Source organism: Streptomyces olivochromogenes, from assembly GCF_001514115.1.
Taxonomy (GTDB): domain Bacteria; phylum Actinomycetota; class Actinomycetes; order Streptomycetales; family Streptomycetaceae; genus Streptomyces; species Streptomyces olivochromogenes.
Map to the genome: position 1 here is coordinate 224,932 of NZ_KQ948452.1, position 17,947 is coordinate 242,878.

General features: G+C 70.5%; 13 protein-coding genes and 1 pseudogene. 4 read left to right on the forward strand and 10 right to left on the reverse strand.

Annotation, left to right across the window (positions count from 1 at the left end; all coding sequences use genetic code 11):
* The first annotated feature begins 45 nt into the window (after positions 1-45).
* Complete coding sequence (locus AQJ27_RS06980) at positions 46-696, forward strand: TetR/AcrR family transcriptional regulator (protein WP_167552111.1); 651 nt, start codon at positions 46-48, stop codon at positions 694-696.
* Between the two features lie 68 nt (positions 697-764).
* The gene (locus tag AQJ27_RS06985; protein WP_067363375.1) at positions 765-1,937 is read left to right on the forward strand and encodes a GDSL-type esterase/lipase family protein; all 1,173 of its coding nucleotides are present in this window, start codon (positions 765-767) and stop codon (positions 1,935-1,937) included.
* Here the strand turns inward: AQJ27_RS06985 and AQJ27_RS06990 are convergent.
* From AQJ27_RS06990 to AQJ27_RS07000, 3 genes are read right to left on the reverse strand one after another with little or no spacing between them, the layout of a single operon-like run.
* Positions 1,934-2,959, reverse strand: coding sequence for a TolB family protein (locus AQJ27_RS06990; RefSeq protein ID WP_067363379.1), 1,026 nt, complete (start codon positions 2,957-2,959; stop codon positions 1,934-1,936). The two genes, AQJ27_RS06985 and AQJ27_RS06990, sit on opposite strands and share 4 nt — an antisense overlap.
* A complete protein-coding gene (locus AQJ27_RS06995; protein ID WP_201264290.1) occupies positions 2,956-4,287 on the reverse strand; it encodes an MFS transporter in 1,332 nt (443 codons plus the stop codon). Before AQJ27_RS06995 ends, AQJ27_RS06990 begins: the two co-directional genes overlap by 4 nt.
* Position 4,288: 1 nt before the next feature.
* Positions 4,289-5,179 carry an alkaline phosphatase family protein gene (locus tag AQJ27_RS07000; RefSeq protein WP_067363381.1) on the reverse strand — a complete coding sequence of 297 codons (891 nt, stop codon included), beginning with the start codon at positions 5,177-5,179 and terminating at the stop codon, positions 4,289-4,291.
* A 323-nt stretch (positions 5,180-5,502) separates the two neighbouring features.
* On the opposite strand from AQJ27_RS07000, the gene AQJ27_RS07005 reads away from it, so the two are divergent.
* A complete protein-coding gene (locus tag AQJ27_RS07005; protein ID WP_067363384.1) occupies positions 5,503-8,502 on the forward strand; it encodes a bifunctional [glutamine synthetase] adenylyltransferase/[glutamine synthetase]-adenylyl-L-tyrosine phosphorylase in 3,000 nt (999 codons plus the stop codon).
* On the opposite strand, the gene AQJ27_RS07010 is transcribed toward AQJ27_RS07005, so the two are convergent.
* The gene (locus AQJ27_RS07010) at positions 8,490-9,383 is read right to left on the reverse strand and encodes a DMT family transporter (protein WP_067364728.1); all 894 of its coding nucleotides are present in this window, start codon (positions 9,381-9,383) and stop codon (positions 8,490-8,492) included. The two genes, AQJ27_RS07005 and AQJ27_RS07010, sit on opposite strands and share 13 nt — an antisense overlap.
* Positions 9,384-9,509: 126 nt before the next feature.
* Here AQJ27_RS07010 and AQJ27_RS07015 point away from each other — a divergent pair, with 126 nt between their 5' ends.
* Positions 9,510-10,415: a LysR family transcriptional regulator gene (locus AQJ27_RS07015; RefSeq protein ID WP_067363387.1), complete on the forward strand. Its 906-nt coding sequence runs from the start codon at positions 9,510-9,512 to the stop codon at positions 10,413-10,415.
* A 96-nt stretch (positions 10,416-10,511) separates the two neighbouring features.
* On the opposite strand, the gene AQJ27_RS07020 is transcribed toward AQJ27_RS07015, so the two are convergent.
* From AQJ27_RS07020 to AQJ27_RS07050, 6 genes and pseudogenes are all read right to left on the reverse strand, one after another.
* A complete protein-coding gene (locus AQJ27_RS07020; protein ID WP_067363390.1) occupies positions 10,512-11,372 on the reverse strand; it encodes a phosphatase PAP2 family protein in 861 nt (286 codons plus the stop codon).
* A 110-nt stretch (positions 11,373-11,482) separates the two neighbouring features.
* A pseudogene (locus AQJ27_RS07025) lies at positions 11,483-12,516 on the reverse strand (LacI family DNA-binding transcriptional regulator).
* Between the two features lie 25 nt (positions 12,517-12,541).
* On the reverse strand, positions 12,542-14,245 hold the full coding sequence (locus AQJ27_RS07030; RefSeq protein ID WP_067363393.1) for a glycoside hydrolase family 13 protein: 1,704 nt from the start codon (positions 14,243-14,245) through the stop codon (positions 12,542-12,544).
* A 77-nt stretch (positions 14,246-14,322) separates the two neighbouring features.
* Positions 14,323-15,228, reverse strand: a complete 906-nt coding sequence (locus tag AQJ27_RS07035; RefSeq protein WP_054230821.1) for a sugar ABC transporter permease — start codon at positions 15,226-15,228, stop codon at positions 14,323-14,325.
* Between the two features lie 12 nt (positions 15,229-15,240).
* A complete protein-coding gene (locus AQJ27_RS07040) occupies positions 15,241-16,239 on the reverse strand; it encodes a carbohydrate ABC transporter permease (RefSeq protein ID WP_096239813.1) in 999 nt (332 codons plus the stop codon).
* 399 nt (positions 16,240-16,638) lie between these two features.
* Complete coding sequence (locus AQJ27_RS07050) at positions 16,639-17,928, reverse strand: extracellular solute-binding protein (RefSeq protein WP_067363402.1); 1,290 nt, start codon at positions 17,926-17,928, stop codon at positions 16,639-16,641.
* Positions 17,929-17,947: the final 19 nt, after the last annotated feature.

Consider the following 17,947-nt stretch of genomic DNA (forward strand, 5'->3'; position numbering starts at 1 on the left):
TCTTAGGCAAATATATTAGTCGTTGTGGTGAATGGGAGGAAGGTTATGGCTCGCGTCGGGCTGACCACGGAACGTCTGGTCCTCGCGGGGGCGGAGCTGGCCGACGAGGTCGGCTTCGATCAGGTGACCGTCTCGGAGCTCGCCAGACGCTTCGACGTGAAGGTCGCGAGCCTGTACTCGCACGTGAAGAACTCCCAGGACCTCAAGACCCGGATCGCCCTGCTCGCACTGGAGGAACTCGCCGACCGGGGCGCCGCCGCGCTGGCCGGACGAGCGGGCAAGGACGCCCTGGCCGCTCTCGCGAACGTCTACCGCGACTACGCCCGGGAGCATCCCGGCCGCTATGCCGCCGCCCAGTTCAGGCTCGATCCGGCAACGGCCGCCGCCAGCGCCGGTGGGCGGCACGCGCAGATGACGCGGGCGATCCTGCGTGGCTACGCGCTGACGGAGCCGGACCAGACACACGCCGTCCGACTGCTGGGCAGCTTCTTCCACGGCTACGTCAGCCTGGAGATGGGGGGAGGGTTCAGCCACAGCGCCCCCGACACGCAGGAGACCTGGGTGCGGATGCTGGACGCCCTCGACGCGCTGCTGCGGAACTGGCCCGCGAGCGCGGCGGCGACGGCAGCGACAACAGCGACAGCAGCAACAACAGCGACAACAGGGGCAGAAACCGGGCCTGCATCCGCCCACTGATCGTCCCGCCCGAATCGTCCCTCCCGTCGATTCCGGCACCCGAGAGTTTTGATGGAGACACCGAGGCCATGACCACCGACCACGACTGGATCACCACACCCATCACCGCCGACCTCCTGCGCGGTGCCCTCGACCTGGAGCCCACCGAACGCGGTCTCCTCCCGCACCGGCTGCCCGCCCGGGCCCGCAGGCAGATCCCCGACGGACAGCTCGCCATGGCCGAGGCCCAGCCCTCCGGCGTACGGCTGGTCTTCCGTACCCGGGCCACCGCCGTCGAGCTGGACACCTTGCCCACCAAACTCGTCTACGTGGGTGCGCCGCCCCGTCCGGACGGGGTGTACGAGTTGGTTGTCGACGGCCGGCCGGCGGGGCGGGCGAGCGTGATCGGCGGCAGGACGATGACCATCGACATGGCCACCGGAGCGGCCTCGACCCGGCCGGGAGCGGTCGGGACGCTCCGTTTCGACGGTCTGTCCGACGGCGTCAAGGACGTCGAGATCTGGCTGCCGCACAACGAGAGCACCGAACTCGTCGCCCTGCGCACCGACGCCCCCGTCGAGCCCGCGCCGGACCGGGGACGCAAGGTGTGGCTGCATCACGGCAGCTCGATCAGTCACGGTTCCGACGCCGCCGGGCCCACCTCCACCTGGCCCGCGCGCGCCGCCTCCCTCGCCGGTGTGGAACTGATCAACCTGGGGCTGAGCGGGAGTGCTCTGCTCGATCCGTTCACCGCGCGGGCCATGAGGGACACCGCCGCCGACCTGATCAGCGTCAAGATCGGGATCAATCTGGTCAACACCGACGCGATGCGGTTGCGTGCCTTCGGACCGGCGGTGCACGGCTTTCTCGACACCGTCCGTGACGGGCATCCCACCACGCCGCTCTTGGTCGTCTCGCCTCTGCTCTGTCCCATCCATGAGGACACGCCCGGGCCCACCGCCCCGGAACTCTCCGATCTCGGCGCGGGGCGGCTGCGGTTCCTGGCCATGGGAGATCCGGCGGAGCGCGCGAGCGGGAAACTGACGTTGCGTGTCATCCGCGACGAGCTGGCCCGGATCGTGGAGCAGCGGGCGGCCGAGGATCCGAACCTGCACCACCTGGACGGCCTGGACCTCTACGGCGAGGCCGACTTCGCCGAGTTGCCGCTGCCCGACCAGCTCCACCCGGACGCCGTCACCCATCGCCGTATCGGCGAACGCTTCGCCAGGCTGGCCTTCACCGCCCAGGGTGCCTTCGCCTAGTTCACGTACGCGGGAGACACCGCCGCGGTGCTGATGCGGCGCGGCTTTCCCGTGCCGTCGGACGGGACGGTGTAGAGGTCGGCTCCGTAGTCGCCGGGGAGGGCGTAGACGATCGTGCGGTCGTCGCGCCAGACCACCTGGTCGTCGACGCTGCGGGACTCGGCCAGCGGGGTTTCGCGCATCGTGCGCAGGTCGAGGACGTACAGGTGCCAGGGGGCGTCCTTCGACAGGCCCGGCACGCGCTTCTTGTAGGCGACGCGCGTGCCGTCGGGGGAGAGGGACGGGCATTCGACGTTGGTGTGGAGGGTCGTGAGGGTGCGGGCCAGGAGGTCTCCTCGGACCAGGTACGTCCTGCCCTTCGTCGCCAGCGTCGCGTAGAACGTGCGGTCGTCGGCCGCGAACGTGACGCCCCAGAAGTTGACGTCCGCCGCGTGGTACGTCCTGCCGTCCTTCACGACCCGGAACGCCTCCAAGGAGGGGGTCAGTTTCCCCGTTCTCGTGTCCACGATCGCCGCGCGCGTGGAGAAGTTCGTACCCGCGTACGAGTCGCCGCCGACGAAGGCCGTCCACGCGGCGTACCGGCCGCTGGGGGAGACACGGGCGCGGGACGGGATGCCGGGGACGTCGTAGCGGGCCGTCTGGCGCAGGCGCGTGTCGAGGATGACGGCCCGGTAGGTGTCCTGGACCGGGCCGTGCACCGACTGGAGGCAGACGCCGGTGCCCGCGGCCGCGTAGAAGCGGAGGCATTTGACCTTCGACGCGGTGCGGGGCCCCGAGGGGTTGGATGCCGGGACCGTCGTCAGTTCGTCGCGGTGCGGGCCCCAGGCCATGTTCCGGAAGATCATGCGGCTCCCGGACCCGGTGGTGAGCGCGACCGTGCCCGCGGTGACCCTCGGACCGCCGGGCTGGGTCTGGTTCTTGCGGTCCGCGCGGGCCGAGGCGTGCAGGACCGAGGCCGTGGCCACGCCCGCCAGGACGACCAGCGCCGAGATCAGGACCAGGATGCGGGTACGCAGGGTCATGCGAGGCCTTCTGAAGGGGCGGAGGGGGTGGGACGGCGGAGTGTGAGCGCGAACAGGGCGCAGAGTGCCAGCGCCACCGTCGACGCCGTGAGCGCCGTACGGTCGCCCCAAGCCGTCCACGCCGCGCCGAAGCCGAGCGAGCAGACGAAACGGGCCAGGGCCTGGCCCGTCTGTACGAGGGCGAGACCGGACGAGCGCAGTTCCTCGGGCACGCTCTCCGAGGCCACCGCCATCAGTACGCCGTCGGTGGCGGCGTAGAAGCAGCCGTGCAGGAGCAGGACGGCGTACGGCAGTGCCGTTCCGTGCCAGGAGGTGAGCAGGAGGGCGTACGCGAGGAGCAGGGCGCCGTGGCCGGCCAGGAACACCCGCCAGCGGCCGACCCGGTCCGCGAGGCGGCCGAGCGGGACGGCCAGGAGCAGGAACGCCGCCGCCGTGCCGAGGGGCAGCAGCGCGAACCAGCGGTCCGGTACGCCCAGGCGCCGCTGGAGGAGCAGGTAGACGAAGGAGTCGCTGACCGTCGCGAGGCCCAGGAGGAGCGCGCAGAGGGTGACGCGGCGCAGGTCGGGGCGGGCGAGAAGGGCGAGGGCCGCGCGCAGGGTGGGGCGGGGTGCGGTGTCCCCGGAGGTTTTCTGCGGTGCCGTCCCTGTTCCTGCCCTTGTCGCCCTTGTCGCTGTCGTACGCGCGCCGTTCGGCACGAACAGCACCAGGACCAGTACGCCCACCACCGCCACGCAGAAGCTCACCGTGAACACCGCGTCGTACCCGTCGACCGTGGCCCGCAGGATCAGGAAGGCCACGAGGGGACCGAACAGCGCGCCCGCCGTGTCCATCGCCCGGTGCACGCCGAACGCGCGCCCCCGTGTCTCCGGCGTGCTCGACAGCGAGATCAGCGCGTCGCGCGGGGCCGTGCGCAGGCCCTTGCCGGTGCGGTCGGCGGCCAGGATCAGGCCGATCGGGGTGAGCGTGTGGGCCAGGAGCAACAGGGGCTTGCAGGCCGCCGAGAGGGCGTAGCCGAAGCCCGCCACCCACTTGTGGCGGCCGCCGCCGCGGTCGGCCAGGTGGCCCCCGATCAGCCGGACGAGCGCCGAGAAGCCGTTGTAGATGCCGTCCAGGAGGCCGAAGCCCAGCGGGGACAGGCCGAGGCCCGTCACCAGGTACAGGGGCAGTACCGCCGTGACCATCTCCGAGGAGACGTCGGTGATGAGACTGACCGCGCCGAGCGCCAGCACCGTGGGCGCGACCGCGGCACGACGCCGTCCGGCACGAGGCCGGACGGCGCCTTCCGCGGACGCCGCACTCGTGGAGGCGCGGCTGTCCGCCACATACATCTCAGGACGTCCAGATGCCGGTGATGTCCTTGCCGGAGGCGGCGTTGCCCGCGTGTGTCGACAGGCCCTGCGAGTCCTCCAGGGTGCGCAGCAGGTCGTAGTGGTTGTAGGTGGTCGAGCTGGTGGATCCCGCGGTCACCTGCTGGCCGTAGAAAACGGTCGGGATCTTGTTGCCGCTGAGCCGGTTGTCCTCGTCGAAGGTGACGACGAGCAGGCTGTTGTGGGTCTTGGCCCAGGTCGCGTACGCGCCCAGCTTGTTCTTCAGCCAGGTGTCACCGGTCGACACCGAGCAGTCGTGCATGTCGCTGCACAGGTTGGGGACCACGAAGGAGACCTGCGGAAGTGTCGTGTAGTCCGTCGGGAACTGGGTGAAGGTCTTCGCGGACGACGTCGGTACGTTGCTGAAGCCGAACCACGGGTTGTGCTTCTGCGCGTAGTTGCCGCTGCTGCACGTCGTGGAACCCTGGCTGGGCAGCGTCTCGTTGTAGCTCGCCCAGGTCCTGCCCGCCGCGATCACCTCGGAGGCGAGGTTCGCGGCGGAGGAGAAGCCGGGGGTGACACAGCTGTCGTCCGTGACGCCCTGGGTGGAGCCGGAGAAGAGGGCGTAGTAGTTGGGCTGGCTCGGGTGCGTCTCGGCGTACGACGAGGTGAGGTTGGCGCCGCCGGTCCTGAGCGAGTTGATGTACGGGGCGCTGGAGGAGCCGATCACCTGGCTGTACGCGTGGTTCTCGAAGACCACGACGACGACGTGGTCCGGGGTCGGTACCCCGGCCGCGGCGTGCGCGGTCGTGGAGCCGCCGAGGCCGGTCCACAGGCCCACCGCGGCTGCGGTGAAGGCGAGGGCGGACGCCACGACGGCACGACTGCGGCGGTACACGTTTCTGCCGGACACTTCAGACCTCCGGTGGGGGGAAGACGACGGTGGCGGTGCGGACAGAGCATGCACACGCCAACATTCCCCTGCGCCAAGCCGCCCAACCGGCGGGGTGAAGACCTGATGAACTGCTCACCTCCCGGCCTGCGCGGTCGCTGCCGCCCCGCTCGCCTTCTGGCATTTCGTACCCTCCTCGCCGCTCGCACGGGCCACATCCGAGGACACCTCCTACGGAAGCCGATTCCGGCACGGGGCGCCACCGTGGGGACCGGGGTTAGGCTCGGCCTCGTACGACCTTGATCGGACCGGTCGTGCGACCTGATCCGACGGGAGGGCCCAGGATGATGGCGCCGGGGCGCAGGAGCAGTACCTTCACGCGGCTGCTGCGACACGGCTTCACCGATCCGTCGGCCGCCGAGCGGCTCCTGGACGGCGCGGAGCTCGAGCCCGTACGGTCCGATCCGGTGCTCCTCGACGCGCTCGGCGCCACCGCCGATCCCGATCTCGCACTGCTCGGGCTCGTCCGGCTCGTCGAGGCGCAGGACGGTCACAACGCCGAACGGGAACTCCTCGACACCCTGATCGCGGCCAAGCCGCTGCGCGACCGGCTGCTCGGAGTCCTCGGTGCCTCCGCGGCCCTCGCCGACCACCTCGCCCGGCACCCGCGCGACTGGCAGGAGCTCGTGACGTACGAGCCGCAGGACCTCCACCCCGGGGTACGGGAGTTCGAGCGAGGGCTGGCGCAGGCGACCGACCCCGTCGCCCTGCGCGTCGCCTACCGGCGCTGCCTGCTGTCCATCGCCGCACGTGACGTGTGCGGCACCACCGACCTCGCCCAGACCGCCGCCGAACTCGCCGACCTCGCCACGGCCACCCTGCGCGCCGCGCTCGCCATCGCCGGCCGCGCCGCGCCCGACGACGCCGCGCTGTGCCGGCTCGCGGTGGTCGCGATGGGGAAGTGCGGGGGGCACGAGCTGAACTACGTGTCCGACGTCGACGTCATCTTCGTGGGGGAGGCGGTGGACGGGGCTGACGAGCGCAAGGCGCTGCAGGCCGCCACCCGGCTCGCCTCCCACATGATGCGGATCTGTTCCGAGACCACCGTCGAGGGCAGCATCTGGCCCGTCGACGCGAATCTGCGGCCCGAGGGGCGGAACGGGCCGCTGGTACGGACCCTGAGCAGTCACCTCGCCTACTACCAGCGGTGGGCCAAGACCTGGGAGTTCCAGGCGCTGTTGAAGGCCCGGCCCGTGGCCGGGGACCTCGGACTCGGCGAGGAGTACGTGGCCACGCTGGCGCCCCTGGTGTGGCACGCCGCGGAGCGGGAGAACTTCGTCGCCGACGTACAGAAGATGCGGCGGCGGGTCGTGGAGAACATCCCCGTCGCCGAGATCGAGCGCGAGCTGAAACTCGGACCGGGGGGACTGCGCGATGTCGAATTCGCCGTACAGCTCCTCCAGTTGGTGCACGGGCGGGCCGACACCTCGCTGCGCAGCGGGACCACGCTGGACGCGTTGAAGGCGCTCGCGGCCGGTGGGTATGTCGGGCGGGCCGACGCGGTGCAGCTCGACGAGGCCTATCGGTTCCTGCGGTCCATGGAGCACCGGATACAGCTCTACCGGCTGCGACGGACCCATCTGGTGCCCGAGGACGATGCCGATCTGCGGCGCATCGGGCGGTCGCTCGGGCTTCGGGCCGATCCCGTCGTCGAGCTGAACCGTGAGTGGAAGCGCCATGCGGCTGTCGTACGGCGGCTGCACGAGAAGTTGTTCTACCGGCCGCTGCTGGACGCCGTGGCCCAACTCGCCCCGGGCGAGAGCCGGCTGAGCCCGAACGCGGCGCGGGAGCGGCTCGTCGCCCTCGGGTACGCCGATCCGGCCGCGGCGCTGCGGCATTTGGAGGCCCTGGCTTCGGGGGTCTCGCGGAAGGCCGCGATCCAGCGGACCCTGCTGCCCGTGCTGTTGGGGTGGTTCGCGGATTCCGCCGACCCCGACGCCGGGTTGCTGAACTTCCGCAAGGTGTCGGACGCCCTGGGCAAGACCCCCTGGTATCTGCGGCTGTTGAGGGACGAAGGGGCCGCGGCGGAGAACCTGGCGCGGGTGCTGTCGGCCGGGCGGCTCGCTCCGGACCTGCTGATGCGGGCGCCGGAGGCCGTCGCGCTGCTCGGCGGCGACGGGGACGGGGGCGGGCTCGAACCGCGCGGCCGTGCCCATCTGGAGCAGGAGATCCTCGCCGCGGTGAGGCGGGCCGACGGGGGCGAGCAGGCGGTGACCGCCGCGCGTGGTGTGCGGCGGCGGGAGCTGTTCCGTACGGCCGCCGCGGACATCGTCGCCTCGTACGGCACCGAGGAGACGCCGGCCGTCGCCGATCAGGGCGCGCTGGTGGATCAGGTGGGCGGGGCCGTGTCCGACCTGACGGCGGCGACGCTGGCGGGGACCCTGCGGGCCGTGGTGCGGGACAGGTGGGGGGACACGCTGCCCACGCGGTTCGCCGTCATCGGGATGGGGCGGTTCGGGGGGCACGAGCTCGGCTACGGGTCCGATGCGGATGTGCTGTTCGTGCATGAGCCCCGGGAGGGTGTCGACGAGCAGGAGGCCTCCCGGGCGGCCAACGCGGTTGTCTCGGAGATGCGGCGGTTGCTTCAGGTCTCCAGTGCGGATCCGCCCTTGCTGATCGACGCCGATCTGCGGCCCGAGGGGAAGTCCGGGCCGTTGGTGCGGACGCTGAACTCCTACCAGGCCTACTACCGGCGGTGGTCGTTGGTGTGGGAGTCGCAGGCCCTCTTGCGGGCCGAGTTCGTCGCGGGCGACGAGGACCTGGGGCGGCGGTTCATCGAGCTGGTCGATCCGTTGCGGTATCCCGCGGAGGGGCTCGGTGACGACGCCGTACGGGAGATCCGGCGGCTGAAGGCCCGGATGGAGTCGGAGCGGATGCCCCGTGGGGCCGATCCGACGCTGCACACCAAGCTGGGGCGGGGCGGGCTGTCCGACGTGGAGTGGACCGTGCAGCTGTTCCAGTTGCAGCACGGGTGGGTGGAGCCGGGGCTGCGGACCACGCGGACACGGGAGGCGCTGGGCGCGGCGTGCGCGGCGGGGCTGGTGTCCGGAGAGGACGCCGTCATCCTGGACGAGGCGTGGGTGCTGGCCACGCGGGTGCGCAACGCGGTGATGCTGGTGCGGGGGCGGGCCGGGGACACGTTTCCCTCCGACGGGCGTGAACTCGCCGCGGTCGGGCGGTACTTGGGGTACGGGCCCGGTCATGGCGGCGACATGCTCGAGGACTACCGGCGGATCACTCGGCGGGCTCGGGCCGTGGTGGAGGTGCTGTTCTACGGGGCGTGAGCCTTGGGGGCCTGCCGCGCGGTGGGCGGCACGGCCCCTTCCGTTCGGGGGCGGGTGCGGGTGGCTGCCACTCCGGCCAGGACCACCGCCATGCCCGCCAGGGTGCGGGGGCCGAGCGTCTCGTTCAGGACCAGGGCGCCGAGCGTCACGGACACGACGGGGAGCAGGTAGCCGACCGTGGCCGCGCTGGTGGGGCCCTCTTCGGCGATCATGCGGTAGTTGAGGTAGAAGGTCAGGCCGGTGGAGAAGACACCGAGGACGGTGACCGCCAGCAGCGCCGTGGTGTCGGGGTGGGTGGGGGCCGCCGTGGGGAGGGCCAGGGTCGTCCACGCCGTGGCCATGAGGAGTTGGGCCGCCGATACGGCCAGGGGGGCGCCGCGGGGGGTGAGGTGGCGGGCCATGTAGGTGAAGGCGATCGCATAGCTGGCCGCGGCGGCCAGGAGGGCTCCGGCGCCCCAGCCGGCCAGACCGCCGTGCTGCCAGGGGGCGAAGATCAGCAGGACGCCCGCGAAGCCGAGGAACAGGCCGGCCAGGCGCAGGGGGTGGAAGGCGCGGTCGGTGCCGAGAACCGCGCCCAGGAGGAGCGACCAGAGGGGAGTGGTCGCGTTCATGACGCCCGCGATCCCCGAGTCGACCGTCTGCTCGCCGAGCGCGAAGAGGGCGAAGGGGATCGCGTTGCAGAACAGCGCCGCGACGGTCACATGGAGCCAGAGGGCGCGGGAGCGAGGGAGGCGCTGGCGCGCCCCGCGGGCCAGGAGCAGGAGGACCGCCGTGCCCAGGGCGCAGCGCGTGAGGGTCAGGTGGGCGGGGGACATGCCGTGGTCCAGGGCCAGTTTGATCCAGAGGAAGCCCGAGCCCCAGAGGAGCGCAAGGCCGGCCATGCGGAGAGAGGAACGGAGGGGGGAGGAGGGCGAGACGGTGACGGGGCTTGCCATGCGTCCTACCGTCCGTGGTTTTTGGATTGAGGACAAGTGAAGTGTTTTGCACGCACTGTTAAGGTGTGCTTCATGCTTGATGTGCGGCGTATGCAGGTGCTGCGGGCTGTGGTCAGCAGCGGGTCGGTGACGGCGGCCGCGGCGGATCTGGGGTACACGCCGTCCGCCGTCAGCCAGCAGATCGGGGCGCTGGAGAAGCAGGCGGGGACCGAGCTGCTGGAGCGGGTCGGGCGCGGGGTGCGGCCCACCGCGGCGGGGCTGCTGCTGACCGAGTACGCGGACGCCATCGGGCGGCAGGTCGCCGAGGCGGAGACCGCCCTCGCGGATCTGCGGGCGGGGCGGACGGGTCGGCTCGCGGTGCGGTACTTCGCCACGGCCGGGGCCGCGCTGGTCGCTCCCGCCGTTGCGCGGTTTCGGCGTGAGCACCCCGGCGTGCGGGTGGAGTTGAAGCTGATCGATGTGGAGGATCCGCTGCCCGATGTGAAGGAGGGGCGGGCCGATCTCGCCCTGGTGGTGCGGGCCGACGGTACCGGTCCCGAGGGCATACGGCTCGTACGTCTGCTCGATGATCCGTACCGGGTCGTGCTGCCCAGAGGGCATCGGCTCGCGGGGCGGCGACTGCTCGAACTGGCGGAGCTGGCCGATGAGCCGTGGGTCGGGAGCGAGTGGCCGGGGCCCTGCCTCGACGCCCAGTTGGACGCCTGTGCCACTGCCGGGTTCCGGCCCTCGTTCGCGGTGCAGAGCGAGGACTACGCCACCGCTCAGGGATTCGTGGCGGCCGGGCTCGGAGTGAGTCTGATTCCCCGGCTCGGGCTGGGGAGCCGGCACCCCGGCGTGGTGGTGCGGAAGGTGCGCGCCCCTGAGCCGGTGCGGGTCCTTTACGCGGCGGTACGGGAGACGGGTCCCGGCGCGGCCGAGCGGCCGGCACTGCGCGGACTGCTGGACGCGCTCCGGGGCGCGGCCCACCCCGACCGGTGACGGCTCACCCCGAGCGGTAGCGGGTTCGTGCGGCTCCAGGCGCCGGAGAGTCGCGAGACGGGACGTATCGCCCCGTTCGACGACAGCTCCGGGTCGTCAGGTCTCCAGCGGCACCAGGGGCGCGCCACGCGTCCCGGGAACCCAGCGGGGCAGGGCGTACGGCAGAGCCCCGTACCAGAGGCGGGCGACCGCGAAGCCGAAGGCCAGGCACAGCATGCCGCCCACCGCGTCCAGCCAGAAGTGGTTGGCGGTGGAGACGATGACCAGCAGCGTGGCCGCCGGATAGAGCAGGCCCAGGACACGCACCCACGGCACCGAGGCCAGGGCGAAGACGCTCAGACCGCACCACAGGGACCAGCCGATGTGCATCGACGGCATCGCGGCGTACTGGTTCGACATGTGCTTGAGGTCCCCGGAGGCCATGGAACCCCACGTGTGGTGGACGACCACCGTGTCGACGAAGTCGCCGCCGATCATCAGGCGGGGCGGGGCCAGCGGGAAGAAGTAGTAGCCGAGCAGGGCCACCGCCGTGGTGGCGAAGAGCGCGAGGCGCGCCGCCGCGTACCGGCCGGGGTGGCTGCGATAGAGCCACACCAGGACGCCGAGCGTCACGACGAAGTGCAGCGTCGCGTAGTAGTAGTTCATCCCGACGATCAGCCATGTCGCCGAGTTCACGGCGTGGTTGACCGACTGCTCGACGGCGATCCCGAGATGGTGCTCCAGGCGCCACAGCCAGTCGGCGTTGCGCAACGCCTCCTGCTTCTGCTCGGGCACGGCGTTGCGGATCAGTGAGTACGTCCAGTAACTCACGGCGATGAGCAGGATCTCGAACCAGAAGCGGGGGCGACGCGGGGTGCGCAGCCTGCGCAGGAACGCCTTCCCCGCGTTCTCCTCCGCGACGGGGCGTGGAGCGGCCCGGTCCTGGCCTTCCAGTGTCGTCACGGTCGTCTCACCCATAGGCACAAAGTCTGCCAGAAAAGCGTTCCGCGACCGATCATCCCTTGGTTGGGTCCTGGCCGCACGTTCTACGACAGGAGGAGTCCTACCCGCAACGTACGGGCTCCTCCTCAGGGACGATTCCGGTCCCCAGGGGCCGAAGCGGTCGAACCGCGCACCACCAGCTCCGGCATGAACACGAACTCACTGTGCGGCGCCGGAGTTCCACCGATCTCCTCCAGCAACGTCCGCACGGCCGCCTGTCCCATGGCCGGGACCGGCTTGCGTATCGTCGTCAGGGGTGGGTCGGTGAAGGCGATCAGGGGGAGTCGTCGAAGCCGACGACCGATATGTCCTTCGGCACCTCCAGGCCCCGCTGGCGCGCCGCCCTTATCGCGCCGAGGGCCATCATGTCGCTCGCGCAGACCACCGCCGTGCACGCCCGGTCCATGAGGGCGGTGGCCGCGGCCTGACCGCCCTCCAGGGTGTACAACGAGTGCTGGACCAGTCGCTCCTCGATGTCGGCCGGGCTCAGCCCCAACTGCTCCTGCATCGTGCGCACGAAGCCCTCGATCTTCCGCTGCACGGGCACGAACCGCTTCGGACCCAGGGCGAGTCCGATGTTGGTGTGCCCGAGCGAGACGAGGTGCGTGACCGCGAGGGCCATCGCCGCGCGGTCGTCCGGGGAGATGAAGGGCGCCTGGACCTTCGGCGAGAAACCGTCGACCAGGACGAACGGCACGCCCTGGGCGCGCAGCTGCTCGTAGCGCTGCATGTCCGCCGAGGTGTCGGCGTGCAGACCGGAGACGAAGATGATGCCGGCGACGCCCCGGTCCACCAGCATCTCCGTCAGCTCGTCCTCGGTGGAGCCGCCCGGCGTCTGGGTGGCGAGGACCGGGGTGTAGCCCTGACGGGTCAGGGCCTGGCCGATGACTTGCGCCAGGGCCGGAAATATCGGGTTCTCCAACTCCGGAGTGATCAGGCCCACCAGGCCCTCGCTGCGCTGCCGCAGCCGGACCGGGCGCTCGTAGCCCAGGACGTCGAGCGCGGCCAGGACGGACTGGCGGGTGGTCGCGGCGACGCCCGGCTTCCCGTTCAGGACGCGGCTGACAGTCGCCTCGCTGACCCCCGCCTGGGCTGCGATGTCGGCAAGCCGTGTGGTCACAGGATTGGACTGTACCGGTCGCATCTCAGACTGCCCACCAGACCGTTGAATCTGCGGGCAGTTCGGTCGTTTCGGCACCCGGCTCGACGTCCGCGCTGGCGAGCAGCAGGGTGCCCGGGGTGGGCAGCGGGAGGGGGGCCGCGGTGAGGTTCACCGTGCAGACGAAGGAGCCCTCGGCGGTGTCCCGGCGGAAGGCGAGGACCCCGTCGGGCGTCGGCAGCCAGGTCACCTGGCGGCCCGCGCCGAGCGCCGGGTGCTCGCGGCGCACGGCGAGCGCGCTGCGGTAGAACTCCAGCGTCGAGGTGGGGTCACCCTCCTGCGCCTCGACCGTGAGGTTCTTCCAGGAGGCCGGCTGCGGCAGCCAGCTCGGGCCGCCCTCGACCGGGCCGAAGCCGAACGGCGCGGCCTCGCCGGACCACGGCAGCGGCACCCGGCAGCCGTCGCGGGTGCCGTCCTGGCCCGCGCTGCGGAAGAACGCCGGGTCCTGGCGGACCTCGTCGGGCAGGTCGACGACCTCGGGCAGCCCGAGCTCCTCGCCCTGGTAGAGGTACGCCGAGCCGGGCAGCGCCAGCATGAGCAGGGTCGCCGCCCGGGCCCGGCGCAGACCACGCGCCTCGTCCCCTTCCGCGAGACGCGTGGAGTGCCGTACCACGTCGTGGTTGGAGAGGACCCAGGTCGCGGGCGCGTGCACGGCGTTCATGGCGCCGAGTGAGCGGTCGATGACCTCGCGCAGGTCCGCCGCGTTCCAACCGGTGGTCAGGTAGGAGAAGTTGAACGCCTGGTGCAGCTCGTCCGGGCGCAGGTACAGCGCGCTGCGCTCGACGGTCGGCGTCCACGCCTCCGCCACCGCGATGCGCCCGCCCGTCTCCCGCCCCCGCCCTTCCAAGGAAGGCCCTTCGGGCCCTGTCTCATTTCCGGTGTACTCGTCGAGGATGCGCCGCCAGCTGCGGTAGATCTCGTGCACGCCGTCCTGGTCGAAGTACGGCACGGCCTCGGTGCCCAGCAGCCTGACCTGCTCGTCGTGGCCGATGTCCGGCAGACCCGCCGCCTTGACGAGGCCGTGGGCGACGTCGATGCGGAAGCCGTCGATGCCGAGGTCCAGCCAGAAGCGCAGGATGGAGCGGAACTCGTCGTGGACGGCCGGGTGGTCCCAGTTGAAGTCGGGCTGCTCGGGCGCGAACAGGTGCAGGTACCACTCGCCGTCCTCGACGCGGGTCCAGGCCGGGCCGCCGAAGATGGACTCCCAGTCGTTGGGAGGCAGTTCGCCGTTCTCACCTTTGCCGGGACGGAAGTGGAAGCGCTCCCGGATCGGCGAACCCGGGCCCTCGCGCAGCGCCTGCTTGAACCACTCGTGCTGGTCCGAGCAGTGGTTGGGCACCAGGTCGACGATCACCCGCAGCCCCAGCCCGTGCGCGTCCCGCACCAGGTCGTCGGCGTCCGTGAGGTTGCCGAACATCGGGTCCACCGCGCGGTAGTCGGCCACGTCGTAGCCCGCGTCCGCCTGCGGGGAGGCGTAGAAGGGGGACAGCCACACCGCGTCGACGCCGAGTTCCTTCAGGTACGGGAGCCGGGCCCGGACGCCGGGCAGGTCACCCATGCCGTCGCCGTTGCCGTCCGCGAAGCTGCGCGGATAGACCTGGTAGATGACCGCGTCGCGCCACCACTCCCGGCGCCCGGAGGCGGCGGAGGAGGCGTCGGTGGGCAGTGCGTCGGTGACGTGCTGGGTCATGGATTCCCTTAGGGGTGCGGGGGGAACGACGGAGGCGCTTGCTGCGTACGAGGGGTCCGCTAAGTGCGGGCGGGCCGTCAGGATTTCGTGCCTCCGGCCGTCAGACCGGAGACCAGGCTGCGCTGCACCAACATGAAGACGAGGGCCGCCGGAAGGGTGATGATGATCGCCGTGGCCGAGGTCCACGCCCAGTCGGGCCGCTGGTCCTGCGCGAAGGTGCGGATGCCGACGGCGAGCGTGTAGTGGTCGGACTGCATGAACTGCGTGGCGTACGCGACCTCGCCCCAGGCGGTGAGGAAGCTGTAGAACGCGGTCACGGCGAGGCCCGGCTTGGCCAGCGGCACGATCAGCCGCCAGAACGTGCCGAACGGGGTGAGCCCGTCGACCCGGCCCGCCTCGTCTATCTCCTTGGGGATGGTGTCGAAGTACCCCTTCATCATCCAGGCGCAGAACGGCACCGCCGTCGTCGCGTACGCCAGGATCAGACCGAGGTAGTTGTCGAGCAGGTTCAGCTCGGACATAAGGAGATAAAGCGGCACGATCAGCACGATACTGGGGAACATCTGCGTGACCAGGAAGGTCCACATCAGCTGCCTGCTGCCGGGGAACTTCATCCGGGACACCGCGTATCCGGCGGTCGCCGCGAGGAAGACGCCGAGCACGGTGGTGCCGCCCGCCACGACGACGGTGTTCAGGAACCACTTCGGCAGGTCCGTCTGGGACAGCACATCGCTGTAGTTGTGCAGGCTGAGGTGCGAGAACACCTCGCTCGGCTGCTGCCAGGCGTTCTTCGGGCCGAGCGAGATGAACAGGATCCACATCACCGGGAAGGCCGCGATCACCGTGGCGACGATCAGCGTGCCGTGCAGGGCGATCGAGGAGCCGAGGCTGCGTTCCTCGCGGCCGCGGACCTTGCGGGGGGTGGCCACGGCGGACCGGCCGGCGGTGGCGGTCGCGGAGGACTCGTGGGTTGCTGCGGTCATGGCGAGGGCTCCTTACGCCTGCTCGGACTTCAGGGTGCTGCGGCGGTAGAAGGTCGAGAAGGCCAGCAGGAGGGCGAGGATGATGATCCCGTACGTCGCCGCGCCCGCGTAGTCCGAGATGCCGGTGAACGCCTTGCGGAAGGCGAAGGTGACGAGGATGTCGGCGTCGCCGCTCGTGTTGTTGCCCAGCAGCAGATAGATGACGTTGAACATGTTGAACGTCCAGATGCAGCCGAGCAGGATCACCGTGTTCGACACCGGGCGCAGACCGGGCAGCGTCACGTTGACGAAGCGCTGCCAGGGGGAGGCGCCGTCCATCTCGGCGGCCTCGTACAGCTCCCTGGGGATGGACTGGAGTCCGCCGAGCACCGCGACCATGTTGAAGGGGATGCCGATCCAGACGTTCACCATGATGACGGCGATCTTCTGGGCGAGCGGGGTGCCGAGCCAGTCCTGGGCCGGCAGGCCGAACGCGGTGATGATCTCGTTGAAGACGCCGTACTGGGAGTTGAGCATCAGCCGCCAGGCGAAGACGCCGATGAACGAGGGGACGGCCCAGGGCAGGATCAGCATGGCGCGGTAGAAACCGCGGAAGCGGACCTTGCGGTTGAGCAGCACCGCGAGGCCCATGCCGATGCCGACCTGGAGGGTCACGCAGGACACCGTCCAGATGACCGTCCACAGCAGGCGGGGGTAGAAGTCGCTGTCGGCGCCCGACAGCACGTGCCAGTAGTTGTCGAGGCCGACGAACTTGTAGGTGGCCGGGCGGTGGAAGGCGCCGATGGTGGACGCCACGTTCGACTCGTTGGCGTCGGTCAGCGACTGGTAGATGCCGTACCCGAGCGGATACAGGACGAGGACGGTGAGGACGATGGCGACCGGGGTCACCATGGCCCAGGCGTACCAGTACTTGTCCCAGGACCGCCGGAGCGCCGAAACGCGTGGGGGGCGCGCGGCGTTCTTGCCGGGCGCTGGCTGGTCGGTCTTCTCGGTGCTCGCTGCGGTCGTCATCCTCATCGGCTCTTTCGCGGCGGAAATGCGGAGGTCTGGGGCTCGGGAGATCCGGTGACCCGGGGTCCGGTGACCCCGTGGCCCCGGTGGACCCGGGGGTCTGGTGGATCTGAGGCTCGGTGGGCCCAGGGCCCAGGTTCCGGGGTCCGGGCCCCGGTGGGCCCGGGGTCCGGAGGCCGGGTCTGGTGGATCCGGGATCCAGGGTCCGGTGACCTCGGATCCGGGACCCGGGGTCTGGTCAGCCCCTGGGGCCCGGTGGGCCCGGGATCAGGTGGGCGCCGAGATCCTGAGGGAACCGGTGACCGCAGCCCCGGGGGAGCCCCGTTCGGGGCGGCAGCGGGGAAAACGTTCCCCGGGGCTGCGCGTTCTTCGGTTACCGGTGGATCAGGGGTTGCCCGGTCAGCCGATGGTGTAGCCGGGCAGGAGCTTCTGGAACTCCTTGGCGGTGGCGTCGAGGCCGGCCTTGACGTCCTCGCTGCCCTGCAGGATCTTCACGTAGTTCTGCGCGAGCGGCGTGAAGAGCGAGCCGACCTGCGGCAGCGCGACGCGCGGACGGGCGGTCTGCTCCAGGATCGGCTTGAAGCCGGCGATCTTGGCGTCCGCCGTGACCTCGGCCGTGTACGCCGACTTGCGGGTCGGCAGCGTGCCGGTGCCCTTGGCGATCTCGACCTGGCTGTCGGTCGAGGTCATGAACTGGGTGAAGAGGTACCCGGCGTCCAGGTTCTTGGAGCCCTGGTAGACCGCGAGGTTGTGACCGCCGGTCGGCGCCTGGGCCTTGCCACCGGGGCCGGCCGGGACGGGCGCGTAGCCGAGGTTGGTCTCCTTGCCCTTGAAGGCGCTGCCGCTCAGGTCCTCGCTGACCGACCAGGGACCCTGGACCAGCATGGCGACCTTGCCGGTCTTGAACGCCGTCTGCATGTTCTGGTAGGCGTTGGCGTAGTCGACCTTCATCGACGCCTCGTCCTGGATCTTCTTCGCCGTGGTGATCGCGGTGACGGCGTTGGCGTCGGAGATGGTGATCTTCTTGGCCGAGGTGTCGGCCATGTCCGCGTTGTTGCTGTAGAGCAGCGGAAGCAGGAAGTACGAGTCCGGGTTGAGGTAGGTGCCGTACGCCCCGGTCTTCTTCTTGATGGTCTTCGAGTCGGTGATGAACTCGTCCCAGGTGGTCGGCGGCTGCGCGATGCCGGCCTTCTTCAGGAGGTCCTTGTTGTAGAGGAGACCCAGGGTGTCGGTGACCGAGGGGACGCCGTACGTCTTGCCGTTGTACTTGGCGGTGTTCAGCGGGCCCGAGTTGAAGTCCGAGGTGTCCTTCAGCGCGATCGTGCCGTCGAGCGGGGCGATGTAACCGAGCGAGGCGTACTCGGCCATCAGGCCGACGTCGGTGCGGACGACGTCCGGGGCGCCCTTGCCGCTCTTCGCCGCCGACTTGAACTTCTGCTCGACGTCGCTGAACGGGACGCTCTGGTAGTTCACCTTGATCTTCGGGTACTTGGCCTCGAACTTCTTGATGAGAGCCTTGTACGTCGGGGCTTCGGTCGCCGCGTCCGATGTGTCCCAGTACGTGATCGTCCCGGAAATGTCGCCGGCGGCCTTCGGCTTGCTCGACGAGTTGTCGTCGGAACCACCACAGGCAGTCGCGGTCAGCGCGATGACGGTCACCGCGGCGGCGATCGATATGCCACGTCGCATATGAACTCCTAGAAGAGGG

Coding starts and splice junctions, on each gene's coding strand:
- AQJ27_RS06980 (WP_167552111.1), top strand. CDS start 46: ATGGCTCGCGTCGGGCTGACCACGGAACGTCTGGTCCTCGCGGGGGCG.
- AQJ27_RS06985 (WP_067363375.1), top strand. CDS start 765: ATGACCACCGACCACGACTGGATCACCACACCCATCACCGCCGACCTC.
- AQJ27_RS06990 (WP_067363379.1), bottom strand. CDS start 2,959: ATGACCCTGCGTACCCGCATCCTGGTCCTGATCTCGGCGCTGGTCGTC.
- AQJ27_RS06995 (WP_201264290.1), bottom strand. CDS start 4,287: ATGTATGTGGCGGACAGCCGCGCCTCCACGAGTGCGGCGTCCGCGGAA.
- AQJ27_RS07005 (WP_067363384.1), top strand. CDS start 5,503: ATGATGGCGCCGGGGCGCAGGAGCAGTACCTTCACGCGGCTGCTGCGA.
- AQJ27_RS07010 (WP_067364728.1), bottom strand. CDS start 9,383: ATGGCCGGCCTTGCGCTCCTCTGGGGCTCGGGCTTCCTCTGGATCAAA.
- AQJ27_RS07015 (WP_067363387.1), top strand. CDS start 9,510: ATGCTTGATGTGCGGCGTATGCAGGTGCTGCGGGCTGTGGTCAGCAGC.
- AQJ27_RS07020 (WP_067363390.1), bottom strand. CDS start 11,372: ATGGGTGAGACGACCGTGACGACACTGGAAGGCCAGGACCGGGCCGCT.
- AQJ27_RS07030 (WP_067363393.1), bottom strand. CDS start 14,245: ATGACCCAGCACGTCACCGACGCACTGCCCACCGACGCCTCCTCCGCC.
- AQJ27_RS07035 (WP_054230821.1), bottom strand. CDS start 15,228: ATGACCGCAGCAACCCACGAGTCCTCCGCGACCGCCACCGCCGGCCGG.
- AQJ27_RS07040 (WP_096239813.1), bottom strand. CDS start 16,239: ATGACGACCGCAGCGAGCACCGAGAAGACCGACCAGCCAGCGCCCGGC.
- AQJ27_RS07050 (WP_067363402.1), bottom strand. CDS start 17,928: ATGCGACGTGGCATATCGATCGCCGCCGCGGTGACCGTCATCGCGCTG.